At 75.4% G+C, this 22531-nt stretch carries 16 protein-coding genes; 6 read left to right on the forward strand and 10 right to left on the reverse strand.

Annotated elements, in window-relative coordinates:
• The first annotated feature begins 35 nt into the window (after nt 1-35).
• A complete protein-coding gene (locus OZ948_18085; GenBank protein ID MEB2346640.1) occupies nt 36-2381 on the forward strand; it encodes a hypothetical protein in 2346 nt (781 codons plus the stop codon).
• 224 nt (nt 2382-2605) lie between these two features.
• Here OZ948_18085 and OZ948_18090 read toward each other — a convergent pair whose 3' ends face one another.
• The 8 genes from OZ948_18090 to OZ948_18125 all read right to left on the reverse strand — a co-directional run bounded on the left by OZ948_18090 (nt 2606) and on the right by OZ948_18125 (nt 9944).
• Complete coding sequence (locus tag OZ948_18090) at nt 2606-2878, reverse strand: hypothetical protein (GenBank protein ID MEB2346641.1); 273 nt, start codon at nt 2876-2878, stop codon at nt 2606-2608.
• 295 nt (nt 2879-3173) lie between these two features.
• Complete coding sequence (locus OZ948_18095; GenBank protein ID MEB2346642.1) at nt 3174-3452, reverse strand: TMEM165/GDT1 family protein; 279 nt, start codon at nt 3450-3452, stop codon at nt 3174-3176.
• 5 nt (nt 3453-3457) lie between these two features.
• Entirely contained in the window at nt 3458-4780 is a 1323-nt protein-coding gene (locus OZ948_18100; GenBank protein ID MEB2346643.1) for a heterodisulfide reductase-related iron-sulfur binding cluster, read from the reverse strand.
• Nucleotides 4777-6069, reverse strand: a complete 1293-nt coding sequence (locus OZ948_18105) for an FAD-binding protein (protein ID MEB2346644.1) — start codon at nt 6067-6069, stop codon at nt 4777-4779. The genes OZ948_18100 and OZ948_18105 overlap by 4 nt, the downstream gene beginning before the upstream one ends.
• 104 nt (nt 6070-6173) lie before the next feature.
• Nucleotides 6174-7628: an FAD-binding protein gene (locus tag OZ948_18110; GenBank protein ID MEB2346645.1), complete on the reverse strand. Its 1455-nt coding sequence runs from the start codon at nt 7626-7628 to the stop codon at nt 6174-6176.
• Complete coding sequence (locus OZ948_18115; protein MEB2346646.1) at nt 7625-8662, reverse strand: tetratricopeptide repeat protein; 1038 nt, start codon at nt 8660-8662, stop codon at nt 7625-7627. The genes OZ948_18110 and OZ948_18115 overlap by 4 nt, the downstream gene beginning before the upstream one ends.
• Before the next feature lie 271 nt (nt 8663-8933).
• Complete coding sequence (locus OZ948_18120; protein ID MEB2346647.1) at nt 8934-9473, reverse strand: VanZ family protein; 540 nt, start codon at nt 9471-9473, stop codon at nt 8934-8936.
• A 33-nt stretch (nt 9474-9506) separates the two neighbouring features.
• Nucleotides 9507-9944: a hypothetical protein gene (locus tag OZ948_18125; GenBank protein MEB2346648.1), complete on the reverse strand. Its 438-nt coding sequence runs from the start codon at nt 9942-9944 to the stop codon at nt 9507-9509.
• Between the two features lie 350 nt (nt 9945-10294).
• On the opposite strand from OZ948_18125, the gene OZ948_18130 reads away from it, so the two are divergent.
• The 4 genes from OZ948_18130 (at nt 10295) to OZ948_18145 (ending at nt 16102) form a co-directional block, all read left to right on the forward strand.
• Nucleotides 10295-10831 carry a hypothetical protein gene (locus OZ948_18130; protein ID MEB2346649.1) on the forward strand — a complete coding sequence of 179 codons (537 nt, stop codon included), beginning with the start codon at nt 10295-10297 and terminating at the stop codon, nt 10829-10831.
• Nucleotides 10832-10951: 120 nt separating this feature from the next.
• Entirely contained in the window at nt 10952-11665 is a 714-nt protein-coding gene (locus OZ948_18135; GenBank protein MEB2346650.1) for a hypothetical protein, read from the forward strand.
• Between the two features lie 46 nt (nt 11666-11711).
• The gene (locus OZ948_18140) at nt 11712-14744 is read left to right on the forward strand and encodes a phosphoenolpyruvate synthase (GenBank protein ID MEB2346651.1); all 3033 of its coding nucleotides are present in this window, start codon (nt 11712-11714) and stop codon (nt 14742-14744) included.
• The gene (locus tag OZ948_18145) at nt 14741-16102 is read left to right on the forward strand and encodes a hypothetical protein (protein ID MEB2346652.1); all 1362 of its coding nucleotides are present in this window, start codon (nt 14741-14743) and stop codon (nt 16100-16102) included. The genes OZ948_18140 and OZ948_18145 overlap by 4 nt, the downstream gene beginning before the upstream one ends.
• On the opposite strand, the gene OZ948_18150 is transcribed toward OZ948_18145, so the two are convergent.
• Nucleotides 16084-17385, reverse strand: a complete 1302-nt coding sequence (locus tag OZ948_18150) for an alpha/beta hydrolase (GenBank protein MEB2346653.1) — start codon at nt 17383-17385, stop codon at nt 16084-16086. The genes OZ948_18145 and OZ948_18150 overlap by 19 nt on opposite strands.
• Nucleotides 17386-17626: 241 nt before the next feature.
• Between OZ948_18150 and OZ948_18155 the strand changes: the two genes are divergently transcribed.
• Nucleotides 17627-18850 carry a hypothetical protein gene (locus OZ948_18155; protein ID MEB2346654.1) on the forward strand — a complete coding sequence of 408 codons (1224 nt, stop codon included), beginning with the start codon at nt 17627-17629 and terminating at the stop codon, nt 18848-18850.
• Between the two features lie 87 nt (nt 18851-18937).
• Here the strand turns inward: OZ948_18155 and OZ948_18160 are convergent, their stop codons facing one another.
• Complete coding sequence (locus tag OZ948_18160; protein MEB2346655.1) at nt 18938-22396, reverse strand: TM0106 family RecB-like putative nuclease; 3459 nt, start codon at nt 22394-22396, stop codon at nt 18938-18940.
• Between the last annotated feature and the right edge of the window lie 135 nt (nt 22397-22531).

Raw genomic sequence — 22531 nt, forward strand, 5'->3', positions numbered from 1 at the left:
GCCGCGGCGCCGGCGCCGCCCGAGGAGGGTCCGACATGAGCGATCGGCAGCGGAAGGCGCGGCGACCCCGCGCGGGCGCGCGGGTCGGGCTCCTCGCGGTCGCCGCGCTCGCGGCCGCATCCTGCGCGAGCCTGCGGGGCGGCGGCGACGAGCTCGCGCCGCCGCCCGCGCTCGCGGCGCCCGGCACGCCCGACCCGCTCGCCGCGCTCCCCACGCGCGGGACCCCGCTCCCCGACGCACCCGACTTCGCGGCCCACGACCTCGCGGCGGCCACGCTCGCCGGCACGCCCGAGGCCGCGCTCGGCGCGCAGCGGCGGCTCGAGGAGCTGGAGCGCGAGCGGGCGCGGGCGGGCGCGCCCCCGAGCGGGCTCGCAGCGCGGGGCCGCTACCTCCTCGACGCCACCGAGCCGGACCCGATCGCGCGCCGCCGCGCCAGCGCCGCGCTGCTGCGCCGCGACGACGTCGACCCGGCCCTGCGCCGCCGCCTGGAGCTCGAGGTGGCGGACGACCCGCTCGAGCTCGCCGACGCGCGCATCGACGACGCGCGCCGCGCGCGCGTGGCGCGCGGCGTGAACGCGCTCTCCGAGGCCGCCGGCCGCTCGCTCACCTCCACCGTCTTCGCGCCGATCCGGATCGCGCAGGCGCTGGTCGGTGTCGCGGTCGCCGAGCACATGGACGACCCGATCAGCGTCCAGGAGCGCCAGGCGCTGGCGCACTGGAAGCAGTACGTCGAGACCAACCCGGGCTCGCCCGAGACGCCGGCGCTGCTCGGCCGCATCGAGAAGATGCAGCGCCGCTGGCTCGAGTCGAAGCGCGAGCGCGGCGTGCGCACGGCGCGGCTCGCGCTCGAGCGCGGGCAGGACGAGGCGGCGCTGGTGCTGGCCTCGCGCGCGCTCCTCTACGCGCCCGAGGATCCCGAGGCGGCGGCGCTGCGCAACGAGGCGGAGCGCCGCGTCGAGGCGTGGCGCCGGGCGCGCGCGAACAGCCTCGAGGCGGCGCCCGCCCTGCCCCCCGGAGCGACGGGCCCGCCGGCCGCGGCCCTGGCCCGGGCGCTCCTCGATCCCGAGGGCGACGTGCCGGGCGCGGCCGCCGCGCTGCTCGCGAGCGGCGGCAGCGAGGGCCCCCTCGCCGACGAAGCGCGCTTCGCCGAGGCGCTCGCGGCCGGCGAGCGCGGGGAGGAGTCGCGCGGCTGGGAGCTGCTCGGCCGGGTCTCGGGCGAGCGCGGCCCGGACCGCGAGATGGCCCGCCATGCGGCCTGGCTGATCGCGAGCCCCGAGACGAACCCCTTCGCGGCCTTCCAGGCCGCGCGCGTCGATCACGCCGGCGAGCGTGCGAACTTCGTGCTGCTCGGGCCGCTCGCGCGCGGCGCGCGCGACCGGGACCTGCCGCGGCCGGTCGAGTACCTGCTCGAGGGGCCGTCGCTGCTCGGCACGATCGGGGGGATCCCCTCGCGCCTGCTCCAGGCGCTGGTCGTCACCAAGCCGGCGCGCGCACCCGCGATCCACGCGCGCCGCTACCTGGCGCGCCACCCCGACGGTGCGCGCAGCGACGAGGTGCGCGAGTGGCTGATCGGCTACTCCCAGGACAGCGGCAACGCGCTCGCCGCCTGGGAGCTCGCGCGCGACGGCGGCGAGGCCGACCCCGAGCGCCTGGCCGAGCTCGAGCGCGAGGCCGCCCGGCAGATGCTCGAGACCGCGCAGAAGCAGAAGCGCCAGGACCTGCGGCTCACGATGCTCGGCATGATCGCGAAGGACCACCCCGACACCGAGGCCGGTCGCCGCGCCGGCGAGCTGGCGCACCAGGAGCTGACCCAGGCCACCGTCCAGAGCATCCGGATCACGCGCGGCTTCCTGCTCGAGAACCCGGAGATCGCCGGGCCGAACGGCGTGGGGCTGCGCCCGGAGCTGCTCGACGGCCGGGCCTACGGCGGCGAGCTGCACCCCGACGGCGTGCGTCTCGTCGGCGGCCGCGTGCTCGAGTTCTCGCTCGTGGCGCCCGGCGGCGACGAGGACGACCCGCCGGAGCTGCTCCGCCGGGAGGTCTCGAGAGAGCGGCTCGCGCGGCTCGTGGCGCTGCTCGAGGAGACCACGATCCACAACGCACTCCTCGACCCGCTCGACGAGACCGCGCCCGACGCGCGCCGCGACCACTTCTTCGAGCGCGCCAAGCTCGGCGTCGCGGACGCCCCGGACACGCGGCCCTCGGCGACCTCGACCTACACCTTCGTGGGCGTGCGCGAGAAGTACGGGATGGTGCGCAGCCGCGAGTCGATCCTGCCCGTCGAGCTCGTCGTGCAGGGGTCGTTCCCGGACCTCGGGCTCGGCGCGTTTCCGCGCCTGCGGATGCCGAAGAAGACGCCGGATGCGGTGTTGTACCAATAGGTGGGCAAGGCTGGCGATCGCGGCTCGTTGCCCTGCGGCTGCAGCTGGCCGCCCTGCGGGCGGCAGCTGAGCCGCTTGGCGGGGGGAGAGGAGCAGCTCGGCGGTGCGCTCTGCGCGCGACGGTCGGATCGCGGCCGCGGGTATTGCGCACCATGCGGCAGCGGCCGCCCTTCGGGCGGGGCTGCGCGGCTGGCTGTGCCTGCGAAGCAGGCTGGAGCGGGCGGTCAGCCGGCGTCGGCGGTCGCGCCGAGCACCTCTTCGGCGCCAGGGGTCCGGGCGCGGGCGCCGCTGCCGGCGAGGCTCCAGTCGGCCGGGTTCCAGCCGCCGACCCACTTGTAGGAGGCGCGAACGACGAGGCCGAGGGTCACGTGCTCGGCGAGGTGCAGCGGCGTCGGCCAGGTGCCCGTGCCGAGCACCGTGACGAGGGCGCTGATCACGGCGACCACGCCGACGAACAGGAACAGCGCATAGGCAGCAAAGGCCTTGTCGTTGTCCATGACTCCTCTTCCGCAGATCCCTCTTCCGAGGCGCAGTGGGTCTTTGTGTCGCACGATGATTCTGCACGGCGCATGCCAAATGCTGGAAGGAGGAGCGGGGACCGAGAGTCACACGAGGTCGGTCGAGAGACGCTCGTGTGCGTCGGCTCGCAGACCTTCGACGATCCTGGAGCCTGGTGTCTGTGGCGAAACGAGACAGGACGATGGGACAGAGGGGCGAAAGATCACGCGGCCGGAGCTCTGCTTCGGTGGCGGGCGCCGAGAATCGGAGGCCCGGGTACGGCAGGGGAGCGGGTCAGTCGCCGCTGCTCCACAGGATCCACGCGCCGATCACGATGAAGCCGACCCCGGCGATCCATTGCAGGACGCGCGGGCTCACGTGCTGGGAGACCCAGCCGCCCGCCAGCACGCCGATCGCGGAGGTCAGCACGAGCGCAGAGGCCGAGGCGAGGAAGACGGTGAGCCGCGGGTTCTCCGCCTGGGCGGAGTAGAGCAGCGTCGCGAGCTGGGTCTTGTCGCCGAGCTCGGCGACGAAGACCGAGGCGAAGACGGTCGCGAACAGGCGCAGGTCCATCGGGGTCAGACTCCTTTCGCCCGCGAAGCCCTCTCCTCCTGGAGATAGGCGCGGTCGAGCAACGTGATCGGGTGCAGGATCTCGGCGCGCAGCCCGGAGCGGGCCGCGCCGGCGCGCAGCTGCATGATGCAGCCGGGGTTGCCGGTGGCGACGACGTCGGGTCGGGCGGCGGCGAGCGCACGGAGCTTGCGCTCGAGGACGGCGCCCGCCATCTCGGGGTGCGTCAGGTTGTAGATGCCGGCGGCGCCGCAGCAGCCGGTCGGGTCGTCGTGCGCGACGAGCTCGAGGCCGGGGATCTGGCGCAGGATCCGGCGCGGCGCCTCGCGCACGCGCTGGCCGTGGACGAGGTGGCAGGGGTCGTCGTAGCAGACGCGCAGCGCGAGCCGGCCCTCGGGCGGGCGCAGGCCGGCCTCGTCGAGGAGCTCGAGCGGGTCGCGCACGAGGCGCGCGAGCGCCTCGCCCTCGCCGGGGAGCCAGTCGCCGGCCTCGCGCAGCGCGGCGCCGCAGCCGGCAGAGTTCACGACGATCGCATCGACGCGCAGGCCGGCGAAGGCGGCGAGGTTCGCACGCAGCAGCGTGTGGGCGGAGGCCGCGTCGCCGGCGTGGGCGTGGAGCGCGCCGCAGCAGCGCTGGGTGCGCGGCACCAGCACCTCGAAGCCGTTGCGCGCGAGGACCCGCACGGTCGCGTGGTGCACGTCGCCGAAGAGCTCCGCCATGACGCAGCCCGTGAAGAGCGCGACGCGGCCGCGCGGGCCCGAGGATCCAGAGGGCTCACGCGGCTGCGCTTCGGTTCGCCACGCCGGCCGCTCCCGCTCCGCGCGCGGCGGGACGCGCGGCGCCAGCGCAAGCACCTCGGCGAGCCGGCGCGGCAGCAGCGCGCGCGCAGCGCGATCGAGCCCGAGGCGCTGCGCCAGGGCCAGCAGACCCACCGCCCGGCGCAGGCGCACCGGATCGGGAACCACGTGGCGCAGTGCGAAGCGCTCGAGCCGCTTCGCAGGGCCCGTGCGCAGGCCGGCCGTCTCCACCGCCGCACGCGTCTGCTCGACGAGACGCCCGAAGCGCACGCCCGACGGGCAGGCCGTCTCGCAGGCGCGGCAGTCGAGGCACAGGTAGGCCTCCTCGGCGAGCACCTCGTCGAGCGGCAGGCGGCCCTCGGCGACCGCGCGGATCAGGTGGATGCGGCCGCGCGGCGAGCTGCTCTCGCGGCCGGTCTCGCGATAGGTGGGGCAGACGGGCAGGCACAGGCCGCAGTGCACGCAGTCGAGCGTGCCCTCGTAGAGCGCGGCGAGGGGGCCCTCCGGAGCCCCGGGGCGAGGCGCTGCGCTCACAGGAGCCCCGGGCCGCGGCCGGGGTTCAGGACGCCGGCCGGATCGAAGCGCTGCTTGAGCGCGCGCAGGAGCGGCGCCGTGCCGGGCGCGTCGCCGAAGACGTCGCGCGCGCCCTTGGCCCAGGCGGGAGCCACCTCGAGCACCGCGATCCCCTCGCCCACCCGCGCCGCCTCGCGCGCCGCCCGCCAGGCGCGGTCGACGCCCGCGGCGTCCGCCTCGGAGTCGAGCGCGCAGCGCGCGAAGACGAGGCCCGAGCCGGGCAGGACGAGCAGCGCCGCGCCGGCGCGCCGGAGCCGTTCCGACACCGCGTCGAGTCGGTCCGGCAGGACGGCCAGCCGGAAGCGCAGGCCGACGGGGCCGAAGGTCTCGCCCTGGAGCGCGCGCAGGCGCCCGATCGCGCCCGGGCTCGCGGGCGCGGCGCCGCAGCGCTCCGCGAGCAGCCGCGCGTCCTGCGCCACGGCCGGCTCGTCGCCGCCAAGCTCGACGAGCAAGAGCCAGCCCGCGCCGGCGGTCCGGCTCGGCTCGAGCGTCGCGGCGAGGACCGGGTCGACGAGGGCGGCCGCGCGCACCGCGGGGAGCCGCGCCGCGGCGAGCGCGCGCTCCCAGCGCTCCGCGCCGCCCCCGAGCGCGCCCGAGAGCACGGCGAGCTGCGCGGGCCGGGGGCGCAGCCGCACCCAGGCCGAGGTGATCACCCCGAGCGTGCCGAGCGCGCCCACCTGGAGGCGGGTCAGGTCGTAGCCCGTGACGTTCTTCACGACGCGGCCGCCCGCGCGCGCGCGCAGCCCGTCGCCGAGCACCATCTCGATGCCGAGCACGACGTCGCGCGGCTTGCCGTAGCCGCCGTGGCGCGGGCCCATAGCAGCGCTGGCGAGCACGCCGCCGAGCGTCGCCCCGGCGCCGGGCGGGTCGAAGGGCAGCTCCCAGCCACCGGTCTCGAGCGCGGCGCGCAGGGTGGCGAGCGGCGTGCCCGCACGCGCGCACAGGACCCCCTCGGCGGCGTCGAGCTCGACGATGCCGTCGAGCGCGCCGGTGTCGAGCAGCAGGCGCGCGCCGCGCGGGGGGTTGCCGAGCCCGAGCCGGCTCCCGCCGCCGCGCACCACGGCGCCGAGCCCGCGCTCGGCGAGCACGGCCAGCGCGCGCGCCAGCGCACCGGCGTCGGGCGGCCGCAGGGAGACGGCGAGCGGACACCCGTCCACCTCGAGGGGCGCGTGCTCGACGAGCGCGCCCTCGCCGGCCGCCTCGTGCAGCGCCTCCTGGTCGGCGGGATCGAGCGGCCGGACCTCGCCCACGCGCATCCTCCCTTGCCCGCGGTCCGATCGTCGCGCGACCGGCCGGCGATCGGCGCCCGGCGATCGTCCCGGGGGTCCGCGCTCCGGGCCGCCCGCGCCCGCGTTCAGAGCGGAACGCGATCGTAGCCGCGCGCCTTCGGGTTGGCCTCGACGCAGAAGCGCGGGGTCGGCAGGACCTTGCCGGGGTTGCAGACGCCGCCCGGGTCGAAGGCGGCGCGCAGCCGGCGCTGCGCCTCGAGGTCGTCCTCGGTGAAGACGAGGCCCATGTAGTCGCGCTTCTCGGTGCCGATGCCGTGCTCGCCGCTGATCGCCCCGCCGGCCGCGACGCAGGCCTCGAGGATCTCGCGGCCGGCGGCGAGCACCCGCGCCAGCTCGTCGGGGTCGCGGCGGTCGAAGGAGATGTTCGGGTGGAGGTTCCCGTCGCCGGCGTGGAAGACGTTCGCGAGGCGCAGGCCGCGCCGGTCGCAGATCGCGCCGACCTGCTCGAGCACCTCGGGGAGCTTCGAGCGCGGCACCACCGCGTCGTGCACGTAGAGGTCGGGCGCGATCCGGCCCATCGCGCCGAAGGCGCCCTTGCGCGCGCGCCAGAAGCGCTCGCGCTCGGCCTCGTCGCGCGCGCGCTCGACGCGCGCGCCCTCGGCCGCGCAGAGCGCGCGGATCCGCTCGACCTGCGCCGGCAGCGCGACGCCGGGGCCGTCGAGCTCGACCAGCAGCACGGCGCCGGCGTCGCGCGGGAGCCCGGCGGCGTAGACGCTTGCCTCCACCGCCGCGATCGTGCGGCGGTCGACGATCTCCATCGCGGCGGGCACGAGCCCGCTCGTGATGACGGCGCCCACCGCGCGGCACGCCGACACGACGTCCTGGAAGATCGCGAGCAGCGTCTCGCTGGCCGCGGGGACCGGCGTGAGCCGCACCGTCGCCTCGACCACCACCCCGAGCGTCCCCTCGCTGCCGACGACGGCGCCCACCAGGTCCGGGCCCGGCGCGAAGCCGGTCGGCGAGCCGATTCGCACGAGCTCGCCGTCGGGCAGCACGAGCTCGAGCGCGAGCACGTGGTGCGCGGTGGTGCCGTACTTCAGCGTATGCGGGCCGCCCGAGCTCTCGGCGACGTTGCCCCCGATCGTGCACGCGAGCTGGCTCGAGGGATCCGGGGCGTAGAAGAGCCCGTGCGGGCGTGCCGCCGCGGAGAGCGCGGCGTTCACGACCCCCGGCTCCACGACCGCGAGCCGGTTCCCGGCGTCGATCGCGAGGATCCGGTCGAGGCGCGCGCACTCGATCACGACGCCGCCCTCCTGGGCCGTGGCGCCGCCCGAGAGGCCGGTGCCGGCGCCGCGCGCGACGAAGGGCGTCGCGAAGCGCCGGCAGGCGCGCACGACCCGCACCACCTCGTGCTTGTCGCGCGGCAGCACGACCGCCGCGGGGCGGCTTCCGTGCAGGGTGAGCGCGTCGCACTCCCAGGCGACCAGCTCGGCCTCGCGCGACAGGCAGCGCTCGGCGCCCACGATCGCGCGCAGCGCCTCGAGGAGCGCGCCCGGGGCCTCGCGGCTCGGCGGGCTCACGCGAGCCCGAGCCGCTCGAGATCCTCCTCGCTGAGCCCCAGGTAGTGCCCGAGCTCGTGGCTCACCGTGATCTTGATCTGCTCGAGCAGCTCCTCGCGGTCGCGGCAGGCCTTCTCGAGGTTCTTCTTGAAGATCACGATCCGGTCGAGGTCGCGGGGCTGGTCGGTCACCGCCGCCTCGGTGCGCGGCGTGCCGATGAAGATGCCGAGGATCTGGGGCGACTGGTCGAGCTGCTCGAGCAGCTCCTCGCCCGGCAGGTCCTCGATCAGGACCGGGATGCGCTGGGCCGTCTCGCGCAGCGAGCGGGGCAGGTCCTCGAGCGCCTCGCGCGCGGTGCGCTCGAAGGTCTCGTCGTCGAGCTCGGCGGGGACCGAGTAGAGCTCGGGATCGAGGGCGTGGGCGCGCTCGAACATGCGGCCCGCCTCGTCGGCGGCACCGAGCCGCTCGAGCACGAGCCCCAGGTGGTACACGGCGTGGGCCGCGTCCGGGTTCAGGTTGACGGCCCGCTCGAGCTGCCGCCGTGCCTCCTCGAAGCGCCCCTGCTCGAAGAGGAGCTGGCCCTCGAAGGCGCGGTACACGTCCTGCTCGCCGCCCGTCTTCATGGCCCGCCGCAGCAGGAAGAGCGCCCCGGGCAGGTCGTTCTGGTAGAAGAGCGCCTTGGCCTTGAGGTAGTAGACCTCCGCCTCGATCCCGCGATCGAGACGCGGCAGCTCGCCGCCGCCGGCGAGCAGGCGGTCGCAGTGGCCGATCGCGTCCTCGTGCGCCCCGAACTCCTCGACCAGCAGCTCGGCCCGGTTCAGGTGGGCTGCCACGAACTTGGGATCCGCCTTCACGGCCAGCTCGAACTCGGCGAGCGCTTCGTCGAACTTGCTCTCGTCCCACAGGATCTCGCCGCGCCCGTTGTGCGCCTCGGCGCCCTCGGGATGCGCCTTCAGCGCCTCGTCGAGCCACGCGAGCGCCTCGTCGGTACGACCGCCGTGCGAGGCCTCCATGGCCTGGTCGAGGCAGTCCCAGTAGCGGTCCTTGTCCTTCATGGATCCTTCGCCGGCAGGCGGCCGGGGGGGTGTGCCGGCCTTCGGAAAGCCGGCGGCATCTTAGCAGACGAGCGCCCCGCTTCGCGTGCTCGACGCTCCTCGGAGGAACCCCGTAAACCCTTGAAAGCATGGATTTTTTTCTACCTCGAACGATGTCTCACGGAAGCGCGAAGGCCGCGATCTGCCAGCGATTTCCGTCCTTCGCCCCAAGGGGAAGGTAGGCGGCGTGCGCTCCGGGACACCGGCCGGCCTGGACCGGGAACGGGGCTCGCTAGGAGCGGTCGGTGAGCGACGTCGTGAGCGCGGCCGCGAGGCACAGGGCGGCCGCGATCGCGAGCCGCCGGCGCAGGCCCTGCTCGTGCGCCGACGGGCGTCCGGCGTAAGCGGCGATCCAGAGCACGCCGGCGGCGCCGGCGGCGTCGGTGAGGAAGTCGAGCGGCGAGGCGCTGCGGCCGGCCACGCCGGCCTGGTGGAGCTCGTCGAGGGCCGCCCAGCCCATCACGATCGCGAAGGCAGCGACCCGCGCGCGCCGGCCCGGATCCGGCCACGAGCGCGGGAGCGGCCTCGGCGCCAGGGCGACCGCGGCCAGCGCGGCCAGGAAGCCGAAGACCGGCGCGTGGGCGAGGTTGAAGAAGAAGTCGGAGGCCGGCAGCGGCGGCCGCACCCGGATCCGGCCGCTCGAGAGCCACCAGATGAAGCCCATCCAGCCCGCGGTCGCGAGCGCGGCCACGGGACGCGGCAGCGCCCCGAGGACGCGCGCGAGCGCAGCCACGAGCCGCGATGCAGAGCCCTGCTGCGGGCGCTCCCCCATCGGGGCCCGACTCCAGCCGCTCGCTCGCCGGGCTCAGTCCGGGGTCGGCTCGATCGCGGCGGCCGTCTCGCGCATCGCCTTCGTCACGCGCCCGGTCGCCTTGCGCGCCGCCGAGCGGGTGCGCGGGCGCGCGGGCGCCAGCGCCCGCTCGAGCCGGCGCAGCAGGTCGACGAGCTGGCGCCGGTAGGGCGCAGCGAGGCGCCGCCAGCCGGCCTCCCCCTTCGCCTCGAGCCGCCCGAGCTGCTGGCTCGCCTCGCGCAGCAGCCGTGCCGCGCGCCGCCGCACGTCGACCGATGCGCGCGCCAGCTCGCGCTCGAGGGCGTCGAGGCGGGGCGCCACCTGTCGGGCGAAGGCGCTCAGCGTGGGAGGGAGCTCCATGCGACCGAGCGCCGCGCCGATCCCGCGCCGCGTGCCGCGCGAGGCCTTCTTGCGCCCGCTCTTCTTGTGCGACGCCTTCTTGCGAGTCGCCATGTTCCGCCTCCTCGGCATCCTGGTGGGGAGCCGGGCCCAGTGTACTCCGGCACGGAGCGCCCGCGCGCGGAGCGCGGGCGCTGCACCATCCGGGGGCTTCTCACACCAGGGCCTCCGGACACTCCGAGCCGGACCGCTGCCGCCTACAGTACCCCGGCGGGCACGCCGATTGGACGCTGGCCCCGTTGCCAGCGTGCGAGCCCATGGATAAGGTGTCGTATGGGCAGCGAGGTTCCACCCGGGATCGATGGGAGATCGGACGAGGGGGGCACCGAGGGGCGGATGATCCGCCACGGCGCGATCGTCCATCGAGAGACCGAGCTGTCACCTAGGGAAAAAAGGAGTGCTCAGTGACGCGCGTGATCGGACGTGTTCTGACGATCGCCTTCGCGGCGGTCGGGCTTGCGATGTTGTCGCCGCAGGTCGTGAGTGCCGACGAGGTGGGCGGTGAGGAGATCGAGGTTCCCCCGCGCGCCGCGGCTCCCACGCCGGAGCCCGTGGTCGTGACCAAGGAGGTGCCGGTGTCGGCGCCGCCGCCGCCCTTCGTCGAGCTCGAGCGCAAGAGCGTCGGCGCGGGCCTCGGCCTGAGCTGGGGCGAGGGCACGATCTACTGGGAGGGCCAGGAGCACGCGTTCAGCGTGAAGGGCCTCCGCGTGGGCGACGTCGGTCTCGCCAAGATGATCGGCGAGGGCCACGTGCAGAACCTCGCGAGCCTCGAGGACTTCGCCGGCACCTACGTGGCCGTCGGCGCGGGCGCGACCGCCGGCAAGGGCGCGTCGGCCGTGACGATGCGCAACGAGAACGGGGTCGTGATCTCCCTGCGCTCGCAGTCGGAGGGCGTGGCCCTGAACCTGGGCGCCGAGGGCTTCCAGGTCGAGCTCCAGTAGCTTCGCGGATTCCACGGCGCCGGGGGGGCCCGTCCGGGTCCTCCCGGCGTCTGCTTTCGGGGACGCCCGCTCCGGCGCCGCTCCTTTTGGAGCCGGCAGGGCCGGTTATCCTCGGCGGCCATGCGCCTTCCGCTGCTCCTCGCCTCCGCCGGGATCCTCGTCGTGGCCTTCGGCTGCGCCTCCTCGCCCTCGGGCGGTGGGGGCGCCCGGCAGTTCGACTGGTTCTCCCAGGGCGGGCTCAACGGCGGGGACGACCTCTGGTACGCGAAGGTCGAGGAGTGGCAGGGCCGGGCCCGCGCCGAGGGCACGCGGCTGCCGAAGACCGAGCGCAGCCTGCGAAGCGCCGAGTTCTCGGGCCAGCTCCTCTTCTCGATGGCCGCCTTCCGTGACAGCGAGCGCCGCGAGCTCGCCCGGCGCATCACCGACTGGACCCAGCGCATCGCCCGCAAGCACTACAAGTTCGACCCGGGCAACAACGACCCGGTCTACGACCGCTGGCCGACGGTCGGCGAGCTGCTCGCGAACAACGGCGACGACTGCGACGGCCTCGACCTGATCGCCTTCCAGCTCCTGCGCGAGTTCGGCTTCCCGCCCGAGCAGATCTACCGGGGCATCGTGCGCCGCAACAAGGACGACGCGAACCACATGGTGACGCTCTGGTTCGAGGATCCGCACGATCCGTGGATCCTGGACGCCACGGGGGCCGTGACGGTGCAGTTCCGGCGCGCCTCCGAGCTGCCCGGGTGGACCCCGACCAAGCTCTTCAACCTCTCCGAGCAGTTCAACGTCGTCGAGAGGCCGGCCGGCGGGCGGCCTCTCGCCGCCGGCGAATGAGGGCACGGCGATCGCGCAAACCGACGCTCCCACGAGGATCCGCGCCATGCGACACCGAGGCCGCGCCGCCCTGCTCGTGTCCCTGGTCCTGCTCGCGGCCGGGTCCGCCGCCGCGCAGCCGCTCCCGCCGCCGGACACGCTTCGCAGCTGGATCGTCGGCTTCAAGGAATCCGAGCGCGGTCCCTTCGAGCTGATCCGCTGGTTCTGCCACGACGGGCGGATCCGCCCGGCGCGCGCCGGCTGCGGCGGCGAGAACATGGGCGTCCAGCACGGCGACTGGAACCCGCAGGCGCGGGCGATGCGCGCGAACGGCTACGCCGTCGCAAACGTCCTGGTGGCGCTCGAGCCGCAGCGCTTCGTCGGGCCGGATGCCGACCTCGACGCCTGGACCCAGATCCTGCTCGAGCGCTTCCTCGTCGGCTTCGACGACGGCTGGATCTTCCGCGGCGCCTACGGCTACCGCGGCGCCTTCCAGATCGAGGACGAGGAGAAGGCGGCGCGCCAGATCGTCCTGGCGATGCTCGCCGACCGCCGCTGGCGCGATCCCGGCCGCTTCTTCCTGCTGCGCGAGTCGGTGCGCCTGCTGCCGCTCTCGCTCGACACCGCCTCGGCCGCCGAGGTGCGCGCACGCGCCATGCAGCTCGCCGCGCGCGACCCGGGCTTCGCCTCGCTGCGCGCGAAGATCCACAGCTTCCCCGACGGCGACGACGCCCTGCGCGTGCGCGAGTACGCCGCGCAGGGGCGCGCCGGGATGCGCGGCGACTACGAGTCGCTGGCCGAGCAGATCGAGCGCCTCTACGCGCCCGAAGGCGCCGCCAAGGCGGTGCTGGCGCTGGCGCCGATCATCGGGCACGGCGACGTCGCGAAGCAGCTCCGCGAGAAGAGCGACGAGTTCGCGGCCGAGGTCAACATGGGGCGGCGCTTCGCCGCCGCCGCCAAGCTGCTGCGCCTCCTGCGCGAGTCCTTCCCGGAGATCGACGACCCCGAGGTCGCGCTGCGCACCCTGATGACGAGCCTCGCGCTCGAGCGCGAGGCCTACGCCGCCGGCGCGGAGGCGCTCACCAGGCTCGCGAGCTCGACGCGGCGCAGCCGGCTGTGGCTGATGGCGTACGGCGCCGAGGCGCTCTACGGCATCGGCGTCCTCGGCCCGCGCGAGCTCGCCGAGGCCGAGGCCGCCGTGAAGAGCATCGAGTCGCGCAACCCGACCCTGCGCCAGTACCGCGAGGTGGTGCTCTACCTGTCGCGGATTCCCGAGTGGAGCGGGCTGCGGCTCGACTTCCGCTTCGGCCGCCAGATCCAGCGCTGGGCGCCCTTCGAGCCGCTCGTCCGGCAGTACCCCGTCGACCGCCTGCGCGGGAGCCCCCTGCTCTTCTACAGCGGCGTCCTCGACACGATGGTCGCCGACGCCAACGAGCGGGCCGGCGTGATCCACGAGGTGATGGGCGAGCGGGTGGGGGGCGGCTTGCGCGCGCTCAACCCGGGCCTCGCGCGCGGCGTGCTGCGCGCCGCCGACGACGGCGCGCACATGGACCGCCTCGACCCGAAGGGCATCTACCTGCTCCCGGAGACCACGCCCGACATCTCTCCGGTGTCGGGGATCCTGACGCGCGGTGCGGGCAGCTCGGTCTCGCACGTCCAGCTCCTGGCGCGCAACCTCGGCATCCCGAACGTGCTCGTGAACGAGGATCTGGTGGCGCGGCTGCGCGACGAGGCGGGCGCCCGCGCGGTGCTGGCCGTGAGCCCCGGCGGCGCGGTGCGGCTCGCCGCCGACGGCAGCCAGTGGGACGCCGTCTTCGGCGTCGAGAGCCAGGCCCCGCGCGACGCGCTGCTCCAGCCCGACATGCTGAAGATCGACCTCGCCACGACCACGCCGATCCCGCTCGCGAACCTGCGCGCGCTCGACGCCGGCCGCGTGTGCGGCCCGAAGGGCGCGAACCTGGGCGAGCTGCGCTTCCACTTCGGCCGCCAGGTGCCCGACGGCTTCGTGATCCCCTTCGGCGCCTTCCGGCGCTTCCTCGACGAGCCGATCGAGAAGGGCGGGCCCTCGGCGTGGACCTGGCTCGCGGGCCGTTACGACGAGATCCAGCGCGCCGGTATGGGGAGCGCGCGCGGCCGGCGGCTCGCCGAGGAGACCCTCGCGCGGCTGCGCCGCTTCATCGCCGAGGCCCCCTTCGTGCCGGGCTTCGAGACCGATGTCGAGTGGGCGCTGCGCGAGCAGTTCGGCGCGCCCGGCCGCTACGGCGTGTTCGTGCGCAGCGACACCAACGTCGAGGACCTGCCCGGCTTCACCGGCGCCGGGCTCAACCAGACGGTGCCGAACGTGGTCGGCAACGAGGCGATCCTCGCGGCCATCCGCACGGTCTGGGCCTCGCCCTTCAGCGAGCGCTCCTTCGCCTGGCGCCAGTCCCACATGAGCGATCCCGAGAACCTCTTCGCCTCGGTCGTGGTGCAGGAGGCGTTCCCGGCCGAGAAGTCCGGCGTGCTGGTGACGGTGGACGTCGAGGACGGGAGCCGGAAGTGGCTCACGATCGCAACCAACGAGGGCGTCGGCGGCGCCGTCGACGGCCAGGCCGCGGAGGTCCTGCTGGTGAACGCCTCGAGCGGCGTGACCCGGCTGCTCGCGCCGGCGGCCACGCCGATGAAGCGGGTGCTCTCGCCCCGCGGCGGCATCGTCGAGGAGCGGGCCAGCGGCACCGAGTGGGTGCTCCAGCCCGGTGAGGTGCGCCAGCTCGTGCGGCTCGCGCGCGAGGTGCCGGAGAAGCTCGCGACGATGCGCACCGCCACCGGCGAGCCGATCCCGGCCGACGTCGAGTTCGCGTTCGCGGACGGGCGGCTGGCGCTGCTCCAGATCCGGCCCTTCAACGAGAGCAAGCGCGCGCAGCGCAGCCAGTACCTGGCCCAGCTCGACGCCGAGGCGCGCGGGCGCGACGACGAGCCGGTGTGGATCGGCGGCGTGCCGGGCCGGCCGGATCCGGCGGCCGAGGCCGCGAAGAAGCAGGAGGAAGAGCGGGTGGCTGCCGAGGAGGCCGCGCAGAAGGCCGCCGAGCGGCGCGACCGCCAGCGCAGGGGGGTCCGATGAAGTGGAGCGCGGCGTGGATCCTGGCGCTGTCCTGCTGGCTCGCACCGGCGGGCGCGCGCGCGTACCCGGTCGACGCCTGGGACGAGACCGGCATCCAGCGGCTGCTCGCCTTCGACCTCGCGCGCGCCCCGCTGCTCGAGCAGGGCGGCGCCGTGCCGGGCGGCCTGTGGTCGAAGCAGCAGGTGCGGCTGCGCCTGGTCGGCGTCGACTTCCGGATGCCGCGCCCGGACCCGGCCTTCAGCGGCGAGATCCGCCGCCTGCTCGGCGGCGACGCCGGCGGCTACGGCGTCGTGGTGCTCGACCTCTCGGACCCGAAGCGGCCGCTGCTCGCCGAGCACAACGGGGGCTTCACCCAGATCCCGGGCAGCGTCGGCAAGATCATGGTGGCGCTCGCCTGGTTCCAGGCGCTCGCGGACCTCTATCCGAAGGACGTCCACGCGCGCAACCGGCTGCTCGCGGAGACCGTCGTCACCGCCGACGCCTTCATCCAGAACGACAAGCACGACGTGCCGGTCTGGCATCCCGGCGACCCGCGCGTGCTGCGCCGCCCGATCGCGCTCGGCGACCAGGCGAACCTGTGGACCTGGATGGACTGGATGATCTCGGCGTCGTCGAACGCGGCGGCGAGCCAGATGATGGCGCACCTGGTCCTGCTGAAGCACTACGGCGCCGCCTACGACGGCTCGCCGGCCCAGGCGGCCGCGTTCTGGGCGCGCGGCAGCGGCGCGGCGGGGATCCTGTCGAACGCGATGGCACGCGCGGCGCGCGGGAGCGGCCTCGACCCGGGCCAGCTCTCCCAGAACAGCCTCTTCACCCGCACCGGCCGGGCGCGCATCCCGACCAGCGGCAGCACCTCGACCCCGCGCGGGCTCCTCACCTACCTGGTGCGGATGGAGCAGGGCAAGCTCGTCGACCCGTGGTCGAGCCTCCAGATCAAGCGCCTGCTCTACCTCTCCGACGTGCGGATCCGCTACGCCTCGCAGCCCGCGCTCGCCGACTCGGCCGTCTACTTCAAGTCCGGCTCGCTCTACGGCTGCCGCACCGAGCCCGGCTTCGACTGCGGCAAGTACCACGGCAACACCAAGAACTACATGAACTCGATCGCCGTCGTGGAGAGCGAGGAGGACGGCCGGTCGCTGCACTACATCGCGGTGGTGCTCTCGAACGTCCTGCGCAAGGACTCGACCGACGTGCACCGCGAGCTCGCGCTCGGCATCCACCGCGCGATCGAGGCCCGCCACGGGGTGCGCCCGAAGCCGATGCTCGCGCCCGCCACCGAGCCCTCCCCCGCCACCGCGGACGCACCGGTCCCGAAGAAGCCCCCCGAGGTCGAGCCCCTTCAGCGCGACGACGAGTGAGGGGGCGCGAGCCGGTCGCTCCGCCGGAGCTCCGGCGCGGCTTCGTAGACCGCCGCTCCCACCCGCTCGGGGTAGTCGTCCGGGAAGGTCCAGAGCCCGCGGCCCGGGCCGTGCTCGAGGCCGCGCCAGGCCGGGTCGAAGGGGTAGATCATCGAGAGCAGCACGTCGGTCGAGATCCACGGGTTCGCGACCCAGTAGCCGTGGCCGCGCATGCCGCCGAGCTCGTGGGGCCCGGGCACGCCCGCGACGTCGATCCCGACCAGCCGCTCGTCGGAGGCCAGCGTCTCCAGCTCCTCGCGCTCGAGCTCCTCGAAACGGGGCCGGCCGATCCGCGACGCCCGCGCCAGGAGCGCCGCGAACCAGAGCGCTCCGTCGTTCTCCGATAGATACACCTCGGTGCGACGGGAGAGGTCGCGCAGCGCCGGCAGGTGCGAGCGGGCGAAGGTCTGCAGGTCCACGTCCGCCGCCACGAAGATCGCGTTGGCGATCCGGTAGCGGCGCTGGAGCGCGTCGGGATCCTCGTCCGGGTGGCGCGCGCGCAGCAGGGCGAGCGCCTCGGCCAGGAGCGGCCCCCCGCAGCTGAACCCGATCAGGTTGAGGCGCCGCGCCTGGCTGCGCGTCGCGACCAGCTCGACGAGATCCGCGATGTCGGGCACGAAGGCGCGCGCCCGCGGGCAGTCGACCAGGTAGTTCCAGACGGAAGTGCCCGTCGGCCAGCTGAAGGCCATCACCGCCGAGGAGCGGCCGAGGTAGTGGCCCCACCCGCCCATCAGCACCATGACCTGCTCGAAGGTCACGCGGTAGCCCGGCACGTAGATCACCGCCTCGCCGCTCGGGGAGGACGCGACCTGGCGATCGATCGCCGCGACGAAGGCCTGCTCCGCGGTCCCGCCCTCGCCGCGGACCCCGAACTCGGTCACGCGGGTGACGCGCGCCGGGCGCAGCGCGTCCGGCGCGCTGTCCCGGTCCGACGCAACGAGGTCGTCGAAGCTCCATCCCGGCTCGCCGAGCTGGACCTCGGCGAGCCCGAGCCGCACGGCTTCGTCGGGCCGGCGCGAGTAGCGCTCGGGAGCACCCTCGGGCGCCGGCGCCCGGGTCGTCGCGTACAGGACGCGGACGTCGGTGTCCCGGTGCTCGGGCGCCACGCGCCGGGTGAGGTCGAGGCGAGCGTCCTTCCAGAGGACGGGCGCGGGGAAGAGGGTCCAGCGGCGCTCGCTCCCGTCGCCGCAGGCGAGGGCGAGCACGGCGAGGACCAGGAGCGCCGGCGCCCGTGAGTGCCGCAACGAAGCCCTCCTCGAACTCCGGGGGAGGAAGGGCGCCCCGCATGCGGACCTCCCGCGAAGCGGCGTCCCACCCGGGCCGGCGGCCCTCCGCTGGGCCGGGGCTCCCCGGAGGCGAACCGCGCATCGTCGCCCAGGTCGGAGCGCCGCGCCGCCCTCGCCCTTCGGCGCGCCCGGCCCCGCGGATCTATGTTGCGGGCCGCGAGGGGAGCGGGCGCAGAGGCGCCGCGGGGGAGCCGGGACGGTGCCGCGTGCAGACCGACGCCGACAGGCCCTCCTCGCCGCCGCGACCCTGATCGCCTCGACCGCGCTCTCGCTCGCCGCCGCCGAGCTCGTCCTCGACGCCTGGCTGGACCACCAGCGCCAGCAGGCGAAGGCCGAGCTCGACTACGACGCAACCCATCGCTCCGCGCTCGGCCCCGGCGGCCGTGGCATCCCCGGCTTCTCGGGCCGCGTGCGCGACGGTTTCGGCGGCACGGTGCCCTGGACGAACGAGGCACACGGCTTCCGCAACGAGCACGACGCCACGCCCGCGCCGGCGCCCGGCGTGCTGCGCGTGCTCTCCCTCGGCGACTCGTTCACGGCCGGCTATCGCGTCGGGCAGGAGGACACCTACTCGCGGCGCCTCGAGGCATGGGCGAGCGAGCGCTTCGGCCCGACCGAGGTGCTGGTCGCGAACATCGAGAGCCCGCCGCGCGGCGTCGAGTGGCTCGAGCGCTGGGGATGGGGCTGGGCGCCGGATCTCGTGCTGATGGGGGTGACGCTCGGCAACGACGTCGCCTCGTCGTGGATCGCGCTCCACCCGGGCCCGATCACGCCGGCGCAGGTGGAGGCGATCGAGCTGCCCCGGGACGCGTGGCGCCCGCGGCCCGCCTCCCCGCTGCGCGCCTGGCTCGCCGATCGCCGCATCGTCCAGCTCCTGCGCGGCGGCCGCGAGGCGATCGGCACCTCGTACAACGACGCGCCGACGCCGCGCCTCTTCGACGGCATCAACGGCCTCGGGGTCTTCCTGCGCGAGCCGCCGCCCGAGATGGAGCGCGCCTGGGAGCGGCTCTTCGCGGTGCTCGTGCGCTTCGGCGAGGAGTGCGACGCGCGCGGGATCCCGTGCGCGGTGCTGGTCTTCCCGCAGCGCTTCCAGATCGACGCGCGCGACTGGGAGCTCGCCGTGGCCCGCTACGGCCTCGTGCCGGGCGCCTTCGACCTGCGGGCGCCGGACCGGCGGATAGCGGCGTTCTGCGCCCGCCACGCGCTGGTCTGCGTCGACCCGACCGGGGCGATGGCGGCGGCGCACGCACAGCGTGGCGAGGAGCTCTACCTCCCGCGCGGCGACATGCACTGGAACGCGGCGGGGCACCGGGCCTTCCTCGAGGCGGCCGAGCCCGTGCTCGCCGAGCGCATCGCCGCGGCGCGCGCGCGGCGCGGCCTGGGGCCGGCCGTGCCCTCCGCGGCGGCGCCCCGCTCGCGCTGACGGGCGCCCCCGGAGTCGAAGCGGAGGCGGGCCCTTCCTCGTGCCCGCGCTCGCGCGCATCGCGGGCGGCGCTTCCCGGCAACCCTCTCAGCACCGCTGCGCGGTCTGGAGCAGCCTGCACATGCGGTCGACGAGCTTCATCTCGTCCACCGACCGGCACGCCGCCGTCGCCAGGCGCGGCTCGCCGACGACGACGGCGAGGCACTGGGCGCGCGAGACCGCGACGTTGAGCCGGCTCGGGTCGAAGAGGAAGCGGATCCCGCGCGCGGAGAGCTGCGCCTCGCTCGCGCACATCGAGACCAGCACGACGGGAGCCTGCTGCCCCTGGAAGCGGTCGACCGTGCCCACCCGCACGCCCGCCGGCAGGGCGGCCTCGAGCTTGCGGACCTGGAGGTTGTAGGGGGCGACCACGAGCAGATCGTCCGGCCCGAGCGGTCGGGTGCGGCCGTCGTGGTCCGTGAAGGGCCGGCCGAGGAGCTCGCAGGCGAGCCCGGCCACCACCGCCGCCTCCTCGTCGCTGCCCTGGGTGTTGCCCTGGTGCGCGACCGGCACGAAGACGAGCCCGCCGCCGACGGCGGCGAGGCGGCCGGCGCGGGCGGCTGGGGGCGGCGGGCCCAGGCGGCGGCCCGCGTTCCCGGCGTCGGGCTCGAGGCGGCCCGCGTAGAAGGCCTGCGACACGTAGGCGCAGATCTCCGGGCGCAGCCGGTGCGTGCGCTCGAGGAAGAGCCCGCGCTCGGCCGGCACGATCGTCTCGCCGGCCAGCGCGTAGTCGAGCGCCGAGAGCCCGCTCGCGCCGGGGTGCACGCCGCGGGTCGGCTGCGAGAGCTGGAGCTGGTCGCCGACCAGCACCAGGTTGCGCGCCGCGCGGCTCATCCCGACCAGGTTCGCGAGCGAGACCTGGCTGGCCTCGTCCACGAAGAGGTAGTCGAGCCGGCCGGCGAGATCGGCGCGGCTGAAGCACCAGGCCGTAGCGCCGACGAGGGGCGTCGTGGCGAGACTGGCGGCGACGCCGCTCGAGCTGGCGAGGTGGCGGGCGCCCGCGAAGCGCGGGACGTCGCCGGGGGAGTCGCCGCCGACCTTCAGGCACGCGAGCGCGCCACCGGCCTCGCGGGCGCAGGCCTCCATCAGGTTCACGATCGCCCGGTGGCTGTGCGAGGTGATGCCGACGGTGCGGCCCGCGTCGAGCAGTGCCAGGATCACGCGCGCGCTCTCGGTCGTCTTGCCGGAGCCCGGCGGGCCCTGCACGCAGAGGAGCGAGCCGTCGAGGCCGCGGGCCGCACGCAGGAAGGCGCCGGCGAGCGGCTCGCCGGCGCGGCGGACCGGGGCGCCACACTCGTGGCCGCGGATCTGGGGCGGGCGGCGGAGCAGGAGATCGCGGAGCGCGGGCGGCAGGTCGCCCGACGCGTGGAAGCGCTCGGCGAGCGTGCCGATCGCCTCCTCGATGACCTCCGTGCCGCGGTAGTCGAAGCGGATCAGGCAGACCCGCTCTGGCAGCGCCGCGAGCCCCGCCTTCGCGAGCTTGTCGGGCGAGATCTTGAGCACGATGCGGCCCGCGCGCTCGTCGAGCTCGGCCACCGACACCTGGGCGTCGAGGCACTGCGCGAGGCGGCCGCCGTCGCCGGCGGCGATGCGCGAGTCCTGCGCCGGGTCGAAGGCGTACTCGAAGCCGAGCGACTGCTGGAGCGCGAAGGGCGGGCGCGGCGTGCGCTGCAGCCCCGCGAGGCACGCGAGCTGCTCGAAGCGCTCGTCCTCGCGCAGCCCGGCCAGCTCGAAGAGCTCCCACCACGCGGGTCGCGCCTCGCGGTGGTGGAACTCGAGGAGCTGCGCCAGGAGCTCCTGGACGCCCCAGCGCTCCCCGTCGGCCGCGCGCTCGGCCTCGCTCGCGGGGATCCGCGCCAGCATCCGCTCGGCCAGCGCGCGGCGCCCGCGGCGCGCCTCGCGCGCCTCGCTCGGGGGCCGCTCGTCCTGCTCGCGGCGCCCGAGCGGCTGGAAGCCGATCCCGGCCGCGCCCGCCTGCCCGCGCAGCCAGCCCGCGAGCTCGAAGGTCGAGCGGCAGTCCTCCTCGTTGTAGTCGCGGATCCGGCGCAGGAGCGGCGAGGCTCCGGGGTCGGCCGGCTCGCCGGCCTGGCGCCAGGCGTCGTACACCACCACCGACTCCATCCCGCCCTGGACGGCGCCCGCGCGCGGCGCCCGGTAGAGGCGCTCCACGTTCTTCAGCGAGTAGCGCGGCTCCCCGATCCGCACGCCGTGACGCACGAGCGCGTAGAGGTCGACGAAGACCTGGCCGCGGAGCAGCTCGTCGAGGGCCTCCTCGCGGACGGCGTAGCGCCCGGCGAGGCGCCGCAGCACCGCGACCTCGTAGCCGCCGTAGTGGTAGACGCGCAGGTCCGGGAAGCGCCGCCGGCGCTCCACCAGCCAGTCGAGGAACGACGCGAAGGCGCGCTGCTCGGCGGCTGCGTCGTGCGCCCACCAGGCGTGGTAGGCGGGCATCCCGTCCTCGCCCCGGTACACGACGCCCCACAGGTACTCGAGGCCGTCCTGCTCGAGCGGGTCGCCCTCGAGGTCGAAGGCCACGTCGCCGGGCGAGGCCGGAGGCAGGAGCGCCAGGCCACGCCCGGCCTCCCCCTCGCCGGGCGCGAGCACGCGGTGGCGCGGCGGGGGCGGCGCCGCGGCGGAGTCGCGCTGGAGGCGCGCCTGCTCGCGCAGGCGGGCGAAGGTGCGCTCGTCGATCCCGGGAACACGGGCGCGCGTCGCGCCCGCGAGCCCCGTCAGGGTCTCGATCCCGGCCGCCGCGAGCCGCCGCTGCTGCGCCGCCGTGCAGCCCGCGACGAGGCTCACGTGGTCGCACGCCGCGAGCCGCCGCTCCGCCTCCTCCTGCCAGCGCCCGTGGTCGGCCGCGGGATCGGGGAGCGGCGCGCCGTCCGGCGTCCAGCCCGCGAGGAAGGCCTCGAACGAGGCCCGCAGCGCGCGGTAGAAGGCGAACACCTCCTCGCTGCGCAGCGTCTCGTGGCTCCCGTCGCCTAGCTCGACCCGGAGCTCCGCCGGCCGCACGCCCTGGACCGCCTCCAGGAGGTCCGCGTAGCAGCAGAGCTGGAGCCAGTGCGAAGGCCGCGCCCGGCGCGCCAGCTTCGCGTCCCACACCGTGTAGTGGAAGTCGCCGAGCCGAGACGCCCCCGGCACGCGCACCAGGAAGTCCGCGATCCCCGCGAAGGGCGCGGCCTCGAGATGGGCCTGGTAGATCAGCTCGTAGCCCGCCTGCATCGCCTCGCGCGTGTGCGCAGGCCCCTTCGGGTCGTGCGGCTCGAGCGCGAGCACCTGCCGGCCCTCGCCGCGCAGCCGCTCGAGCACCCGCGCCTCGTGCTCGAAGCCGCGGCGCTTCAGGAGCTCCCCGTAGCCGGGCAGGGACGCCGGGTCGCCCGCGTCCGCCGCCGGCCGTGCCTCCGGGTGGTCGAGCGCGTAGCGGCTCATCCAGGTGGCGAAGGGCGAGCGGAGGTACTCGCTCAGGTCGCTCGGTGAGAAGAAGAGCTGGAAGGCGCGGCGGTGCATGGGGGGACTCCGGGAGGGATACCCCACTGTCGGCTGGGGGTGTGGCGGATCAGGTCATAAGCGGGGACAGACCCGGCGATCCGGCGATTCGCCGGATCGCCCGGTCAGTCCCCGCAACCGCCCCACCCCCCGCGC

Source organism: Deltaproteobacteria bacterium (assembly GCA_035063765.1).
GTDB lineage: Bacteria > Myxococcota_A > UBA9160 > UBA9160 > PR03 > CAADGG01.

Coding starts and splice junctions, on each gene's coding strand:
- OZ948_18085 (MEB2346640.1), top strand. CDS start 36: ATGAGCGATCGGCAGCGGAAGGCGCGGCGACCCCGCGCGGGCGCGCGG.
- OZ948_18090 (MEB2346641.1), bottom strand. CDS start 2,878: ATGGACAACGACAAGGCCTTTGCTGCCTATGCGCTGTTCCTGTTCGTC.
- OZ948_18095 (MEB2346642.1), bottom strand. CDS start 3,452: ATGGACCTGCGCCTGTTCGCGACCGTCTTCGCCTCGGTCTTCGTCGCC.
- OZ948_18115 (MEB2346646.1), bottom strand. CDS start 8,662: ATGAAGGACAAGGACCGCTACTGGGACTGCCTCGACCAGGCCATGGAG.
- OZ948_18120 (MEB2346647.1), bottom strand. CDS start 9,473: ATGGGGGAGCGCCCGCAGCAGGGCTCTGCATCGCGGCTCGTGGCTGCG.
- OZ948_18125 (MEB2346648.1), bottom strand. CDS start 9,944: ATGGCGACTCGCAAGAAGGCGTCGCACAAGAAGAGCGGGCGCAAGAAG.
- OZ948_18135 (MEB2346650.1), top strand. CDS start 10,952: ATGCGCCTTCCGCTGCTCCTCGCCTCCGCCGGGATCCTCGTCGTGGCC.
- OZ948_18140 (MEB2346651.1), top strand. CDS start 11,712: ATGCGACACCGAGGCCGCGCCGCCCTGCTCGTGTCCCTGGTCCTGCTC.
- OZ948_18145 (MEB2346652.1), top strand. CDS start 14,741: ATGAAGTGGAGCGCGGCGTGGATCCTGGCGCTGTCCTGCTGGCTCGCA.
- OZ948_18160 (MEB2346655.1), bottom strand. CDS start 22,396: ATGCACCGCCGCGCCTTCCAGCTCTTCTTCTCACCGAGCGACCTGAGC.